This is a genomic window from Catenuloplanes japonicus, assembly GCF_000717135.1.
Classification (GTDB): Bacteria; Actinomycetota; Actinomycetes; order Mycobacteriales; family Micromonosporaceae; genus Catenuloplanes; species Catenuloplanes japonicus.
On sequence record NZ_JNXY01000001.1, the window covers coordinates 43731 to 58018 of the forward strand.

The following is a 14288-nucleotide window of genomic DNA, read 5'->3' on the forward strand; positions in this document are numbered from 1 at the left end:
GCGCCGGACTCCGGTGCGGCCTTCACCACCGTCACGACCGCTCGGCCGCCACCAGCTCGCGCGTCGCCGGTGCGATCTCCTTCGCGAACAGCTCGATCGCGGCCGGGCTGTCCGCCGCGAGGATGAAGCCGGTGATGCCGTACTCCAGCGTCAGCCCGGCCAGCTCCTCCGCCCACTGGTCCGGCGGCCCGTCCAGGAATCCGCGGCTCTCCGCCGAGAACGAGCCGTTCAGGTTCAGGAACCGCCGGATGTCCGACGGGGACCGGCCCGCCGCCTCCGCGGCGCCGTCGAGGTGCGCGTTCATCTCGGTCAGGTCGGACGGCCCGCCGGGCAGGTAGCTCAGCGACGGCAGCCACCCGTCCGCCAGCCGCCCGGTCAATCGGAGCATGCGCGGCTTGTACGCGCCCACCCAGATCCCGATGTCGTGTGCCGGCGCCGGTCCGCGCTTCGCACCGTCCACGGTGTAGTATGTCCCGCGCACGTGCACGCCGCCGGGCGAGGACGTGTCCCAGACGGACCTGATCACCTCGATGCCCTCGGCCAGCGCGTCCACGGCCTGCCCGGCGGTCAGCCTGCGCCCGCCCATCGCGGCGATGCCGTCCCAGAACGCGCCGGAGCCGAGTCCGAGCTCGACGCGGCCGCCGGAGAGCAGGTCCAGCGACGCGGCGGCGCGGGCCAGCAGCGCGGGCTCGCGCAACGGCAGGTTGAGCACGTTCCCGGCGACCTTGATCCTGGTGGTACGCGACGCGACGTAGCTCATCAGCGTCCACGTGTCGTGAAAGGACGGCTGGTACGGGTGGTCCTGGAACGTCGCCAGGTCCAGCCCGTACTCGTCGGCCGCGACGGCCAGCTCGACCGCCTTCTGGACCGGCCGCGCGCTGGGCGTGATGAACGTGCCGAAGAGCAGATCCTGCCCGTAGTCGGTCATGCCGCACTCTCCGAAGGCGCGATGTTGAAGTTGTCGCGGAACAGGTTGGTCGGGTCGTAGGCCGCCTTGATCGTGCGCAGCCGGCTCAGCGTCGCCGGGGGGAACGCGTCGGTCAGCCGGTCCGGGCGCGGATCGGTCTCGAAGCTGAGGTAGAGGCCCTCCGTCACGCCGTACATCTCCCGGTCCCAGACCGCGTCCAGTCGCTGGCGGTTGCGGCCGAGCGCGGTGATCTGGAAGTTCGCGGACCGGTGCGCGTACGCCGTGTCCTCGTCCGCCACGTCGGAGATCGCGCCGCCGACCGCGCGGATCTGGAAGAACGGCGTGGCACCGCTGCCGAGCAGCCGGGCGATCGCGGCCGCGACCTCCGGCGTGAGGTGCCGGACGAACCCGGAGCGGCTGATCGGCTCGCCCTGGCCGCGGTGCGGTTCGGAGGAGGCGTTGGCGATGACGGCCGCGTACGGCGCGATCACCACGTTCTGGTCGTAGAGCGCGGACACGGACGCGATCGGCGTGAGGTCCGCGATGATCTTCTCCGGGTCGCCGGAGTCGACCATGGCCATGACCTGCGCGAAGTGCGGCTGGCCCGGCTGCGGCGCGCCCATCAGCAGGAACGGGGTGACGTCGCGCGGCGCGGCCTCGACCGCGGCACCGTACTTCACCAGCATCTGCGCGGTGTCGGACGCGTCCAGCACGAACTGCGCCCACCCGACGTCGCCGACCTCGGGGACCTGGAAGTCGAACGACGTGACCACGCCGACGTTCGCGCCCGCGCCGCGCAGCGCCCAGAACAGGTCCGGATGCTCCTCCGGCGAGGCCCGCACGATCGTGCCGTCCGCGAGCACGACCGTGGCCGCGCGGATGTGGTCGAGCGTGAGGCCGTGCTTGCGGCCCAGGAAACCGATGCCGCCCGCGGTGGCCAGCCCGCCCACGCCCACGCCGCCGTAGTCACCGGAGGTCAGCGCCCAGCCGTGCGGCTCCAGCGCGGCGGCCACCTCCATCCAGCGCATGCCGGCGCCGACCCGGACCAGGCGCTTCGCCGTGTCCAGGACCTCGAAGTCCTTGAAACGGCCCAGGTCCAGCACGATGCCACCGTCGTTGGTGGAGCGTCCGCTGACGCCGTGACCGCCGCTGCGCACGCCGAACGGCAGGTGGCGGTGCCGGGCCGCGAACGCGACCGCGTCGGCGACCTCCGCGTCCGTGGACGGGCGCAGCACCAGGCCGGGGGAGCCGCCGCGCATGTAGTTCGACCGGACCAGCGGGTATTCCACGTCGCCGGGCTCGACCGCGGCCGAGGCCAGCGACGCGGGCAGCTCGTCGTAGCCGATGCCGGGACGACGCTTGGCCCGTACCCCCGATGGCTTGAAGGTGGTCGGCGCGGGGGCGGCGGCGCGCAGGGCCGGGATGACCTCGGACGCGAACGTCTCCATGATCGCGGGGGAGTCGGTGGCCAGGATCAGCGTGCCGACGCCGTCCTCCAGGATGAGCGGCAGCAACTCGTCGACCCACTGCGACGGCGGTCCCTGCAGGAAACCGGACGAGGTGGCCGAGAACGTCCCGGAGATGTTGAGCAGGCGGCGGATGTCGGACGGCTCGCGGCCGACGGCCACCGCGGCCTCGTCGATCACCTTGTTGCCGGCGACCAGGCCGTCCCGGCCGACGTTGCGGAACGAGGGCAGCCAGCCGTCCGCCTTTTCGCCGGTCAGGCGCAGCATGCGGGGCTTGAGCGCGCCGAGCCAGATCGGGACGTGGTGCGCCGGCGCCGGGCCGGGCTGCGCGCCGACGATGCGGTGGTGCGTCCCGCCCGCGCGGGCCGGTCGGCCGCTGGAGACGTCGTGCAGCGCGCGGATGATGTCGATCGCCTCGCTGAGCGCGTCGACGGACTCGCGCGGCGGCAGCACGGTCGCGCCCATCGCGGCCGCGGCCTCCCTGTAGGCGCCGGCGCCGAGCCCCAGGTCCAGCCGCCCGCCGGAGAGCAGGTCGAGCGAGGCCGCGGCGCGGGCCAGGACCGAGGGGGTACGCATCGGCACGTTGATCACGTTCGGCGCGAGGCGGATGCGCGAGGTCTGCCCGGCGACCCAGGACAGCAGCGTCCACATCTCATGGAATGCCGGCAGGTAGGGGTGGTCCTGGAACGTGACCAGGTCGAATCCCAGCTCCTCCGACCGTTTCGCGAGCGCGACCGGATCGTGCGGTGGCGCGTTGCCGGGCGTGACGAACGTGCCGAACTCGAGGGGATGTCCGTAGTTCATGACCGCTCTCCGTCGGCTGTGGGTGAGGTTGATGCATCAACCAGTGTGCCAGATCCGCCGGGAAACGGATGTGACATCCCCCGCCCACGGCGGCGCAACAATTGCTGGGTCTACTTCCGTTCAACTATGGTTCCCCAGAGTGAACGAAGGTGAGTCCGCATGGAAGCACTGGCCGACCTGGTGAAGGAACACGGGACGCGGTTCGTCCTGGCGACGTTCGTCGACCTCGACGGCAAACCCTGCGCGAAGCTGGTGCCGGTCGAGGCCGTGGACGCGCTCGCCACCGAGGGCGTCGGCTTCGCCGGCTACGCCGCCGGCGCGCTCGGCCAGCAGCCCTGCGACCCGGACGTGATGGCGATCCCGGACCCGTCCACGTTCACGCCGCTGCCGTTCCTGCGCCCCGGCCTGGCCATGGTCCACTGCGATCCGCACGTCGAGGGCGCGCCGTGGCCGTTCGCGCCGCGCGTCATCCTGGCGTCCGTCATCACCAACCTTCGATCACGGGGGTACGCCGCGCGCGTGGGCGCCGAGGTCGAGTATTTCCTGCTCGACCGCGACGTGAGCGCCGGCCCGCGCCCGGCCGACGCGGACGACCGGGCCGCCCAGCCCTGCTACGACGCCCGCGGCGTGACCAGGATGTACGACCACCTGACCGAGGTCTCCACCGCGATGAACGCGCTCGGCTGGGGCAACTACGCGAACGACCATGAGGACGCGAACGGGCAGTTCGAGCAGAACTTCACGTTCGCGGACGCGATGGTGACGGCGGACCGGGTGGTGACCGCGCGCTACCTGATCACGATGCTGGCCGAGCGGCGCGGGATGCTGGCCACGTTCATGCCGAAGCCGTTCACGGACCGTACCGGCAATGGCCTGCACCTGCACGTGTCGTTGTGGGATGACGCTGATGCCGCGTTGTTTCCCGATAAGTCGGACACACGGAGGCTGGGGTTGTCGCCGCTGGCCTACCGGTTCGTCGGGGGAGTGCTGGCGCACGCGCCGGGGCTGCTCTCCGTGCTCGCGCCGACCGTCAACTCCTACAAGCGGCGCGGCGCGCTCTCCACCAGCTCCGGCGCGACCTGGGCGCCGAACCGCGCCGGCTACGGCGGCAACGACCGCACGCACCTGATCCGGGTACCGGACGGCAACCGCGTCGAGGTGCGCGCCGGCGACGGCTCCGCGAACCCGTACCTGGCGATCGCGGCGCTGCTCACGGCCGGTCTGGACGGCATCGACCACGGACTCGACCCCGGTGATCCGTCCGGCCCGGGGCAGCACCCTTCCGATGCGGCCGAGCTGCCGGTCACGCTGCTGCACGCGATCGACGCGCTGCGCGCGGACCCGGTGGTGCGCGGTGCGCTCGACGCGGCCGGGCCCGGCGTCGCGGACTACTTCGCCGCGCGCAAACGCGACGAGTTCCTGACCTGGCACAACACGGTCACGCCGTGGGAGACCACGCGCTATCTGACCGCGGTCTGAGTTTCCCGGTTCGTTCGAGGGAGGGTGACATGTGTGGAATCGCCGGATTGCACCTGCGCGACCCGGAGCTGTATCCGCAGCTCGGAGCGCTGTTGCAGGCCATGCTCGGGCAGGCGGCCGAGCGTGGCACGGACGCGGCCGGGGTCGGTCTCTACCGTGACCCGCCGGCCGGGCTGTCCACGGTCTGCGTGGTCGACGCGCCCGCCGGCGCGGTGGTGCCCGGTGCGGACGCGGTGACGATGGGCCAGACCACGGTGTTCACGGCCTCGGTCCCGCCGTCGGAGCTGGAGGCGCGGGTGCGCCTGGCGCTACCGGACGCGGTGCTGACCAGTCGCGGCACGCACCTGTCCGTGCTCAAGGGGACCGGGCATCCGCACGCGCTGGCGGAGACGTTCGACCTGGCGTCCGCGCGCGGCTATCAGGGCGTCGCGCACACGCGGATGGCGACGGAGTCCGCGGTCACGTCGACCGGCAGCCATCCGTACTCGGTCGGCCCGGACCAGTGCATGGTCCACAACGGATCGTTCGCGAACCACGCCACGATCCGGCGCGCACTGCGGGCCTCCGGCGTGGTCTTCGACTCGGAGAACGACACCGAGGTCGGCGCGCGGTTCGTGGCGCAGCAGCTGGCTGACGGCGCCGACGTCGAGAAGGCGTTGCGGCTGCTCTGCGAGCGTTTCGACGGCTTCTACACGCTGCTGGTGGCGACCTCGAACAGCTTCGCGGTGGTACGGGACGCGATCGCCTGCAAGCCGGCCGTGATCGCGGAGACGGACCGCTGGGTCGCGATGGCCAGCGAGTACCGCTACCTGACCGGCCTGCCCGGCATCTCGACCGCGCGCATCTTCGAGCCCGAACCCGAGGTGGTCTACGTATGGGAACGGTGATCGACCTCTCCGTCACGTCGGTGCGGTCCCTGAACGCGGATCTGCACGCGCTGCCGGCCGGCGCCACGGACAGCATCCGGGTGCTGCGGCCGGACGGCCGGCACTCGCTCGCGGCCGGGCTGGACCGGCCGGTCACCGTGGAGATCGACGGGCACGCCGGCTACTACTGCGCGGGCATGAACCAGCTGGCCACGGTCTCGGTGCACGGGAACGTGGGCGTGGGCGTCGCGGAGAACATGATGTCCGGGCGGGTCCACGTGCACGGCGACGCGTCACAGTCCGCGGGCGCGACCGCGCACGGCGGACTGCTGGTCATCGACGGGAACGCGTCCGCGCGCTGCGGCATCTCGATGAAGGGCGCGGACATCGTGGTCGGTGGCGACGCCGGGCACATGAGCGCGTTCATGGCGCAGGCCGGGCGGCTGGTGATCTGCGGCGACGCGGGCGACGCGCTCGGCGACTCGATCTACGAGGCCCGAATCTACGTGCGGGGATCGGTGGCCTCGCTCGGCGCGGACTGCGTGCAGAAGGAGATGTCTCCGTCGCACCTGGCCGAGCTTTCTTTGCTGCTGGCGGCCGCCGGGCGCGCGGAGGATCCTTCGGAATTCCGGCGGTACGGGTCGGCGCGCACGCTCTATCACTTCCACTCCGACAACGCGTACTGAGAGGCGGCTTCATGGATTCGCTGCGTGAGTCGGCCACGTTCGACCGCACCACCATCGCCGCCATCCAGCGCGCGGCCCGCACCGGCGTCTACGACATCCGTGGCGGCGGCGCCAAACGGGCCGTTCCGCACTTCGACGACCTGGTCTTCCTCGGCGCCAGCATGTCGCGCTATCCCCTGGAGGGCTATCGCGAGTCGTGCGGGACGGACGTGGTGCTCGGCGGGCGGCACGCGTCCTCGCCGCTGCACCTGGACATTCCGGTCACGATCGCGGGGATGAGCTTCGGCGCGCTCTCCGGGCCGGCCAAGGAGGCGATCGGGCGCGGGGCCAGCGAGGCCGGCACGTCCACCACCACCGGGGACGGGGGTATGACCGACGAGGAACGCGGCCACTCCTCACATCTGGTCTATCAGTACCTGCCCTCGCGGTACGGGATGAACCCCGACCACCTGCGCGCGGCCGACGCCATCGAGATCGTGCTCGGCCAGGGCGCGAAACCGGGCGGCGGCGGCATGCTGCTCGGTCAGAAGATCACCGACCGGGTGGCCGGCATGCGTACGCTCCCGCCCGGCATCGACCAGCGCTCCGCCTGCCGCCATCCGGACTGGACCGGGCCCGACGACCTCGCCATCAAGATCGGGGAGCTGCGTGAGATCACCGACTGGACGAAGCCGATCTACGTGAAGGTCGGGGCCAGCCGGCCGTTCTACGACGTGCAACTCGCGGTCAAGGCCGGCGCGGACGTGGTCGTGGTCGACGGCATGCAGGGCGGCACCGCGGCCACCCAGGACGTGTTCATCGAGCACGTCGGCATCCCCACGCTGGCCGCGCTGCCCGAGGCCGTGCGCGCGCTGCAGGAGATGGGCGTGCACCGGGAGGTCCAGCTGATCGTCTCCGGCGGCGTACGCGGCGGCGCGGACCTTGCCAAGTGCCTGGCGCTCGGCGCGGACGCGGTCGCGATCGGCACGGCCGCGCTGATCGCGCTCGGCGACAACGACCCGGGGCTGGACGCGGAGTACCGGGCGCTCGGGTCCGCGGCCGGCTACTACGACGACTGGCAGGACGGGCGCGACCCGGCCGGGATCACCACGCAGGACCCGGCGCTGGCCGCGCGGCTGGACCCGATCGAGGGCGGGCGGCGGCTGGCGAACTTCCTGCGCGTGATGACCATGGAGGCGCAGACCATCGCGCGCGCCTGCGGCAAGGCCCACGTGCAGCACCTGGAGCCGGAGGATCTCGCCGCGCTCACCATCGAGGCCGCGGCGATGGCGAGGATCCCGCTGGCCGGCACGAACTGGATCCCGGGGGTCTCCTTCTGATGATCGATGTCGCGGTGATCGGCGCCGGGCTGATGGGCTCGGCGGCCGCGTGGGCGCTCGCCCGGCGCGGCGTGGACGTGACGCTGTTCGAGGCGCGCACGGCCGGGCACACCGAGGGCAGCTCGCACGGGTCGGCGCGGATCTACCGGCGGGCGTACCCGGACCCGCTCTACGTGCGGATGACCGGCGAGGCCGGGGAGCTGTGGCGCGCCCTGGAAGCGGAATCCGGCGAGTCGCTGCTGCGGGTGACCGGCGGGCTCGACCACGGGCCGCATCGGGACCCGGAGACGATCGCGGCGCGGCTGGCCGCGGCCGGGGTGCCGCACGAGCTGCTGCCCGCGGGTGAGGCGTCGGCGCGGTGGCCGGGGATCGCGTTCGACGGGCCGGTCACGTTCCACCCGGAGGCGGGCGTGGTCGACGCCGGCCTGGCCCTGGCCACGATGGCCGCGCGAGGTGGCACGCTGCGGGAGAACACGCCGGTCACACGCGTGACGCCGCTGGCCGGGGGCGGGGTGCGGCTGGAGTTCGAGGGCGCGGACGCGGTGACGGCGCGGTGTGTGGTGGTGGCGGCCGGGGCGTGGCTGGCGCCGCTGCTCGGGGACGTGATCGCGTTGCCGCCGCTGACCGTCACGCAGCAGCAGGTTTTCCACTTCCCGCGTCTGGGCACCGGGCAGGAGTGGCCGATCTTCATCTACCAGGGGCCGGACGCGTCGATCTACGGGCTGCCGGGCGGGCGCGACGGCGGGCCGGGTGGTGCGATCAAGGTGGCGGAGCACGACGGCGGCACGACCACGACGGCGAGTACGCGCGACGGGATCGTCTCGCCCGCGTCGCGTACCCGTGTGATCGATTTTGTTCGCAGGGGTTTGCCGGGGCTGCTGGCCGAGCCGTTCGCGGAGGCGAGCTGCCTCTACACCGAGACCGCGAACGAGGACTTCATCCTCGATCGGGTCGGCGACATCGTGGTGTGTTCGCCCTGCTCGGGGCATGGGGCGAAGTTCGCGCCACTGATCGGGACCATCGCGGCGGACCTGGCGACCGGGCGTGCGACCCGTGACCCGAGGTTCCTGCTGGCGGCGCATCTATCCTGATCCGATGACCGCACCCGGCTTCGTGGACGGCGCGCTGGAGCGCACGATCGCGCTGCGCGTCCGGGAGTACCGGCAGGCCGCCGGGCTCTCGATCGCGCAGCTCGCCGCCAGGATCGAGCTGTCCAAGGCGATGCTGTCGAAGATCGAGAACGCGCAGACCTCGTGCAGCCTCACCACGCTCGGGCGGCTCGCGAGCGGGCTGGAGGTGCCGGTCACCGCGCTGTTCCGCGGCGTCGACACCGAGCGTGAGGCCGTCTTCACACCGGCCGGCAGCGGCGCGTCGATCGTGCGGCGCGGGACCCGGTCCGGGCACCACTACCTGCTGCTCGGCGGGCTGCGTGGCGTGCACAAGCGGATGGAGCCGGTGCTGGTCGAGCTGACGTCATCCAGCGAGGTGTTCCCGCTGTTCCAGCACCCGGGCACGGAGTTCCTCTACATGCTGGAGGGCGTCATGGTGTACGGGTACGGCGAGGCGCACTACACGATGCGGGCCGGGGATGCGCTGCAGTTCGACGGTGCGGGGCCGCACGGACCGGCCGAGCTGGTCGAGCTGCCGATCAGATTTCTGTCGATCACCTCCTATGGTGATCATGATCGGGACGCCTGACCGCAGGTTTTAATTCCCCGGAACCGCGGGAAACGGCCCGGCAATACCGCCGGTAACCGACCGAAACGAATCTTGGGTTCACTGCCGCTCACACCGAAAGCGCACGTGATCTCAAGGAGTACATACAGTGGACAGTGGTAGCACCGCATGGGTGCTGACCAGCACCGCGCTGGTCCTGCTCATGGTGCCCGGCCTCGCGCTGTTCTACGGCGGCATGGTCGGCGCGAAGCGCGTCATCAACATGGTCATGATGACCTTCGGCGCGGTCGCCGTGGTCTGCGTCATCTGGGTGCTCTACGGGTACCAGTTCGCCTTCGGTGACTCGCTCGGCGGCGCCGGCATCCTCGGCCTCGACACCGCGAACATCGGCCTCGGCGGCCTGATCGCGGAGGACGAGGCCGCCACGATCCCGCCGGCGCTCTTCGCGGTCTTCCAGATGCTGTTCGCGGGCCTGACCACCGCGCTCATCGCCGGTGGCGTCGCGGACCGGATGAAGTTCGGCGTGTGGCTGGCGTTCACCGCGGTCTGGGCGACCGTGGTCTACCTGCCGGTCGCGCACTGGGTGTTCGCGTTCTCCAACGACGACGCCGGCATCGTCGGCGGCTGGATCGCCAACAAGATCGAGGCGATCGACTACGCCGGTGGCACCGCGGTCCACATCAACGCCGGTGTCGCCGCGCTCGCCGTGGTCCTGGTGCTCGGCAAGCGCACCGGCTGGCCGAACTCGCCGCACAAGCCGCACAACCTGCCGCTCACCGCGCTCGGCGCCGGCCTGCTCTGGTTCGGCTGGCTCGGCTTCAACGGCGGCTCCGCGCTCGCCGCGGGCAACTCCGCCTCCGTGGTCGTGCTCAACACCATCGCGGCCGCGGCCGCCGCCGGTCTCGCCTGGATCGCGGTCGAGCGGTTCCGCGGCGGCGCGATGACCTCGCTCGGCAAGTCCTCCGGCATCGTCGCCGGCCTGGTCGCGATCACGCCCGCCTGTGGCGCGGTCAACCCGCTCGGCGCGATCATCATCGGCGTCATCGCGGGCGCGGCCTGCGCGTTCGCGGTCAACCTCAAGTACAAGCTGGGGTACGACGACTCGCTCGACGTGGTCGGCGTGCACCTGGTCGGCGGCCTGATCGGCACGCTGCTCATCGGCTTCCTCGCCACGGACGCGGCCCCGAACGGCCGCTCCGGCCTGTTCTTCGGCGGCGGCGCGGAGCTGCTGCTGGACCAGACCATCGCCGCGGTCGCGGTGCTGGCCTACAGCTTCATCCTCACCTGGATCATCGCGAAGCTGTTCGACCTGACCGTGGGCCTGCGCGTCACGGCCGAGGTCGAGCAGGAGGGCATCGACAGCGTGCACCGCGAGTCCGGCTACGACTTCCTGGGCCCGGACCCGGTCGTCGAGTCCCCGGCGGAGCCGGAGCCGGCGAAGGCGTAGCCCTCGTCGCTCACGAGACGTGGCCTCGGCGCCTCGCCCATTCCTCCCGGGTGGGTGCGCCGGGGCCCGCTCTGTTCCCGGGTTTCGGTGACCACGGCGGAACCGGCTCCGAGCCGGCGTGCGTAACGGAGGCTGGCCCGCGGGAGCATGCGGGCCGCGACCACGCCGGAAGCGGGAAATCTGCAGTGGTGGGGTCATCTGCTCCTGATCGGGGCCGGTCTGTCGTGGGCGAGAATGGCGGCGGCGGGGCAGCGGAGGACGGCCTCGTGCACCGCGAGCGCCGTATGTGCAGGTGGATGGGGGTCGAGGAGGCGGACCAGGCCGGCATCCTCATCCAGGTCGAAGACCTCGGGGGCGATCGCGCGGCACATGCCCGAGCCGATGCAGCTCTCGCCGTCGACCTCCACCCGCACTGTCGTCATGCGCCGCCTCCGATCACTCTCGGTCTAGGACATCGTTCCCGAGAGTCAAGGCCCGCGCCAGGCGTGTGGATTACGTATGACGCCAATCCAGGCATGGTCCGATAGGTGTGTTTCTGGCCTAAAGATTGACCCGTGCGCGGCCTGCCTGGCCTGATGGCCGAGGTCTCGGGGCGCGGATCCGGCCAGGCTGTGACGCATGTCGACGACTGCACGGCGAATCGGGGCGCTGGACGTCCTGCGGGGATTCGCGCTTTGCGGGATCACGGTGGCCAACGTGAAGCCCATCGCACACAACGGTTCCGTCTCCGAGGGGGCCGGGACGGTGCTGCCGCCGTCCGGTGACGGACTCGGCTGGCTGCACCTCCTGGTCGACCAGCGGTTCTATCCGATCTTCGCGGTGCTGTTCGGCGCCGGGTTCACGCTGCTGCTGCGGTCGGCCGGGTCGCGCCCGGTGCTGGTCCGGCGGCTGGCGGCGCTGCTGGCGATCGGGCTGCTGCACCTGACGCTGCTGTGGCCGGGTGACGTGCTGACCGCCTATGCGATTTTCGGCCTGCTGGTGCTGCTGCCCGCGACCTGGCTGCCGCGCGGCGTCGCAGCCGGGCTGTGCGCGCTGCTGATCGCCGGCCCGCTGGTGCTGGCCACCGGCTTCTACCTGCTGATCCCCGGCCTGCTGATGCTCGGCGCGGTCCTCACGCGATACGGGGTGGCGGACCGGCTCGACGATCTGCCACCCCGCGTGCCCGCGCTGCTGTTCACGGCGTTCGCCGCCGCGGCCGTGCCGCTCGTCTGGTGGCAGACGACGGGGATCGGGTTCCGCTGGGCCTATCCGCTGGCCGGGCTGGCGATCGCCGGGGCCTACGTGTGCGGACTGCTCGCGCTGCTGGCGACGCGGGCGCGAGGCGTGCTGGCGCCGACGTTCGCGCCGCTCGGGCGGATGGCGCTGACCAACTATCTGGGCGCGACCGTGCTGGTGCTGATCGTGTCCGCGCTCGCGCCCGGCCCGTCCGACGCGTGGGGGACCGGGACCGTGCTCGGCATCGCCGCCGCGATCCTGGCCCTACAGTGGCTGTGGTCGAGGGCCTGGCTGCTGTTCTTCCGGCAGGGGCCGCTGGAATGGGGCTGGCGCTGGGTGACCTGGTGGCGCCGTCCGCCGCTGGTCCGGGAGCACGCGTGAAGGTGATCGCCATCGGTCGGCTGACCCTCGCGGTGGTCCTCGGGCTGGGGCTGCTGCTGGAGATCGCGGTGACGATCAGCGCGCACTCTCCGCTGGGGATCTTCAGCGTCGCGGCGACCGCCGGTGTCTGTGCGGCGGCCATGCTGCGGCGGTGGGCACCGGGAATCGCGGTGGCCGTGGCGGTCGGGCTGGTCCTGGCGATGGAGTTCGTCGATGCGGGCGAGGCGCCGGCGCCGATCGCGTGCCTGGCGATGCTGATCGTGGTCGGGACGGCGGTGCGGCGGCTGAGGCTCGGCGGGGCCGTGCTGGCCTGGGCCGGTGGGGCACTGCCCGCGCTGATGGCCCAGACGTCGTACACGTCGACCGTCGCGCTGGTCATGCTGGTCGGCTGGGCGGTCGCGGTCGGCGCGGGCGCGTGGGCCCGGGTGGGTGACGCCCGCCGGCGTGACCTGCGCGAGTCGGTGCGCCGGTCGGAACGGGTGGCGCTCGCCCGCGACCTGCACGACGTGGCCGCACACCACCTCACCGCGCTGATCATTCAGGCACAGGCCGGGCAGGTCGGGCCGGGAGACTCACGGGCCGTGCTGGGCGAGATCGAGGCGGCGGGCGTGGAGGCGCTGAACTCGTTGCGGCGCCTGGCCCGGCTGCTGCGCGACGAGGAGGAGACGGAGGCGGGGCCGGGGACGGTGGCGGAGCTGGTGGCGGCGTTCGGGCGGCGCGGGCTGCTGGAGGCGGATCTGGCGGGGGAGACGGGCACGGGCGTCGGCTACAGCGGCGACCGATCGGAGGGCTCGGGAGCGTCCTCGGCGGCGGCGGACCCGATGTCGGGGGCTGCGACCCCGACGGCCGCGGGACCGCCGGGTGCGGGAGGGATGGCACCGGGCGTGACGGCGCTGGATGCGGTGGTGCCGAGAGTGGCCGTGCCGGGCGTGACGGCGTCGGAAGGGATCGGGGCGCTCCTGGAGCTGCCGGACGGGCCGCAGCCGGAGGACTGGCCGCCGGAGGTGGCCACCGGCCTGTATCGGATCGCGCAGGAGGCGCTGACCAACGTCGTCCGCCACGCTCCCGACGCGCGGCACGTAACGGTGACGCTGACCCACGACACCCGTGCGATCTGCCTGACGGTGACGGACGACGGAGGTGGCACTGGCCGGGCCGCTCGGGCCGATCGTCAGGATTCCGCACCCGCGAGCGGGAAAGGCGCGGGCCGGAGCGTTGACGGACTGCGCGCGGGCCGCGGCGTCGACGGCATGCGAGAGCGTGCTGCCGGGCTCGGCGGCACGCTCACCGCCGGCCCCACCGCGCACGGGTGGACCGTCCGTGCCGTGATCCCGGCGCCGGCGTCGTCGCGCGGGCGATCCTGGAGGATCTGGCGATGAGCATCAGGGTGCTGGTCGCGGACGATCAGGCGATCGTGCGGCGCGGGTTGCGGCTGCTGCTGGAGAGTCAGTCCGACATCACCGTGATCGCGGAGGCCGCGGACGGGGTGGAGGCGATCGAGGCGGCGCGGCGGCTGGGGCCGGACGTGTGCCTGGTCGACATCCAGATGCCGCGCCTCACCGGGCTGGACGTCACCAGGGCGCTCTCCGCCGGCACCAAGGTCGTCGTGATCACCACGTTCGACCTGGACGAGTACGTGTACGGCGCACTGCGGGCCGGCGCGGTCGGGTTCATCCTCAAGGACTCCGGGCCGGCGCTGCTGGCCGAGGCGGTCCGGGCCGCGCACGCAGGCGATGCGCTCATCTCGCCGTCGATCACCATGCGGCTGCTGAAGCACTTCTCCGGGCCGTCCCCGGTCCCCGCTGATCGGCCGTCGCTCACCGAGCGGGAGTCGGAGCTGGTCAGGAAGGTGGCCGGCGGCCTGACGAACAGGGAGATCGCGGCTGACCTGTTCGTGTCGCTGAGCACGGTCAAGGCGCACCTGGCGAACATCCAGACCAAGCTCGGCCTGCGCAACCGCGTCGAGGTCGCGGCCTGGGCCTGGGAGAACCGCCATGCGTGAGCAGGCCCGGGATGCTGCCGGCCCTAGCGGGGCCCGCCA

General features: G+C 72.1%; 13 protein-coding genes. 10 read left to right on the forward strand and 3 right to left on the reverse strand.

What is annotated here, in order from left to right:
* Positions 1–31: 31 nt before the first annotated feature.
* Positions 32–928 (reverse strand): LLM class flavin-dependent oxidoreductase, encoded by an 897-nt coding sequence (locus OP04_RS00235; RefSeq protein ID WP_033337392.1) that lies wholly within the window; start codon positions 926–928, stop codon positions 32–34.
* Positions 925–3177 (reverse strand): LLM class flavin-dependent oxidoreductase, encoded by a 2253-nt coding sequence (locus OP04_RS00240; protein ID WP_033337393.1) that lies wholly within the window; start codon positions 3175–3177, stop codon positions 925–927. The genes OP04_RS00235 and OP04_RS00240 overlap by 4 nt, the downstream gene beginning before the upstream one ends.
* Positions 3178–3336: 159 nt before the next feature.
* Here OP04_RS00240 and glnT point away from each other — a divergent pair, with 159 nt between their 5' ends.
* The 7 genes from glnT (at position 3337) to OP04_RS00275 (ending at position 10651) form a co-directional block, all read left to right on the forward strand.
* Entirely contained in the window at positions 3337–4656 is a 1320-nt protein-coding gene (glnT, locus tag OP04_RS00245) for a type III glutamate--ammonia ligase (protein WP_033337394.1), read from the forward strand.
* Positions 4657–4685: 29 nt separating this feature from the next.
* Complete coding sequence (locus OP04_RS00250) at positions 4686–5543, forward strand: class II glutamine amidotransferase domain-containing protein (protein WP_033337395.1); 858 nt, start codon at positions 4686–4688, stop codon at positions 5541–5543.
* A complete protein-coding gene (locus tag OP04_RS00255; protein WP_033337396.1) occupies positions 5531–6208 on the forward strand; it encodes a GltB/FmdC/FwdC-like GXGXG domain-containing protein in 678 nt (225 codons plus the stop codon). The genes OP04_RS00250 and OP04_RS00255 overlap by 13 nt, the downstream gene beginning before the upstream one ends.
* 11 nt (positions 6209–6219) lie before the next feature.
* A complete protein-coding gene (locus OP04_RS00260; protein ID WP_033337397.1) occupies positions 6220–7527 on the forward strand; it encodes an FMN-binding glutamate synthase family protein in 1308 nt (435 codons plus the stop codon).
* The gene (locus OP04_RS00265; protein WP_033337398.1) at positions 7527–8618 is read left to right on the forward strand and encodes an FAD-dependent oxidoreductase; all 1092 of its coding nucleotides are present in this window, start codon (positions 7527–7529) and stop codon (positions 8616–8618) included. Before OP04_RS00260 ends, OP04_RS00265 begins: the two co-directional genes overlap by 1 nt.
* A gap of 4 nt (positions 8619–8622) precedes the next feature.
* On the forward strand, positions 8623–9225 hold the full coding sequence (locus tag OP04_RS00270; protein WP_033337399.1) for a helix-turn-helix domain-containing protein: 603 nt from the start codon (positions 8623–8625) through the stop codon (positions 9223–9225).
* 127 nt (positions 9226–9352) lie between these two features.
* Positions 9353–10651, forward strand: coding sequence for an ammonium transporter (locus OP04_RS00275; protein ID WP_033337400.1), 1299 nt, complete (start codon positions 9353–9355; stop codon positions 10649–10651).
* Positions 10652–10845: 194 nt separating this feature from the next.
* Here OP04_RS00275 and OP04_RS00280 read toward each other — a convergent pair whose 3' ends face one another.
* Positions 10846–11073: a ferredoxin gene (locus OP04_RS00280; protein WP_033337401.1), complete on the reverse strand. Its 228-nt coding sequence runs from the start codon at positions 11071–11073 to the stop codon at positions 10846–10848.
* A gap of 274 nt (positions 11074–11347) precedes the next feature.
* Here OP04_RS00280 and OP04_RS00285 point away from each other — a divergent pair, with 274 nt between their 5' ends.
* Genes OP04_RS00285 through OP04_RS00295 form a run of 3 tightly spaced genes read left to right on the forward strand, consistent with a single transcriptional unit; the run spans position 11348 to position 14249 of the window.
* Complete coding sequence (locus OP04_RS00285) at positions 11348–12247, forward strand: DUF418 domain-containing protein (protein ID WP_198153640.1); 900 nt, start codon at positions 11348–11350, stop codon at positions 12245–12247.
* A complete protein-coding gene (locus OP04_RS56360) occupies positions 12244–13626 on the forward strand; it encodes a sensor histidine kinase (RefSeq protein WP_157239058.1) in 1383 nt (460 codons plus the stop codon). The genes OP04_RS00285 and OP04_RS56360 overlap by 4 nt, the downstream gene beginning before the upstream one ends.
* The gene (locus tag OP04_RS00295) at positions 13623–14249 is read left to right on the forward strand and encodes a response regulator (protein ID WP_033337404.1); all 627 of its coding nucleotides are present in this window, start codon (positions 13623–13625) and stop codon (positions 14247–14249) included. Before OP04_RS56360 ends, OP04_RS00295 begins: the two co-directional genes overlap by 4 nt.
* The last annotated feature ends 39 nt before the right edge of the window (positions 14250–14288 follow it).

Excerpts from the sequence above, each read along its gene's own strand:
- OP04_RS00235 (WP_033337392.1), bottom strand. The coding sequence starts at position 928 with ATGACCGACTACGGGCAGGATCTGCTCTTCGGCACGTTCATCACGCCC.
- OP04_RS00240 (WP_033337393.1), bottom strand. The coding sequence starts at position 3,177 with ATGAACTACGGACATCCCCTCGAGTTCGGCACGTTCGTCACGCCCGGC.
- glnT (WP_033337394.1), top strand. The coding sequence starts at position 3,337 with ATGGAAGCACTGGCCGACCTGGTGAAGGAACACGGGACGCGGTTCGTC.
- OP04_RS00250 (WP_033337395.1), top strand. The coding sequence starts at position 4,686 with ATGTGTGGAATCGCCGGATTGCACCTGCGCGACCCGGAGCTGTATCCG.
- OP04_RS00255 (WP_033337396.1), top strand. The coding sequence starts at position 5,531 with ATGGGAACGGTGATCGACCTCTCCGTCACGTCGGTGCGGTCCCTGAAC.
- OP04_RS00260 (WP_033337397.1), top strand. The coding sequence starts at position 6,220 with ATGGATTCGCTGCGTGAGTCGGCCACGTTCGACCGCACCACCATCGCC.
- OP04_RS00265 (WP_033337398.1), top strand. The coding sequence starts at position 7,527 with ATGATCGATGTCGCGGTGATCGGCGCCGGGCTGATGGGCTCGGCGGCC.
- OP04_RS00270 (WP_033337399.1), top strand. The coding sequence starts at position 8,623 with ATGACCGCACCCGGCTTCGTGGACGGCGCGCTGGAGCGCACGATCGCG.
- OP04_RS00280 (WP_033337401.1), bottom strand. The coding sequence starts at position 11,073 with ATGACGACAGTGCGGGTGGAGGTCGACGGCGAGAGCTGCATCGGCTCG.
- OP04_RS00295 (WP_033337404.1), top strand. The coding sequence starts at position 13,623 with ATGAGCATCAGGGTGCTGGTCGCGGACGATCAGGCGATCGTGCGGCGC.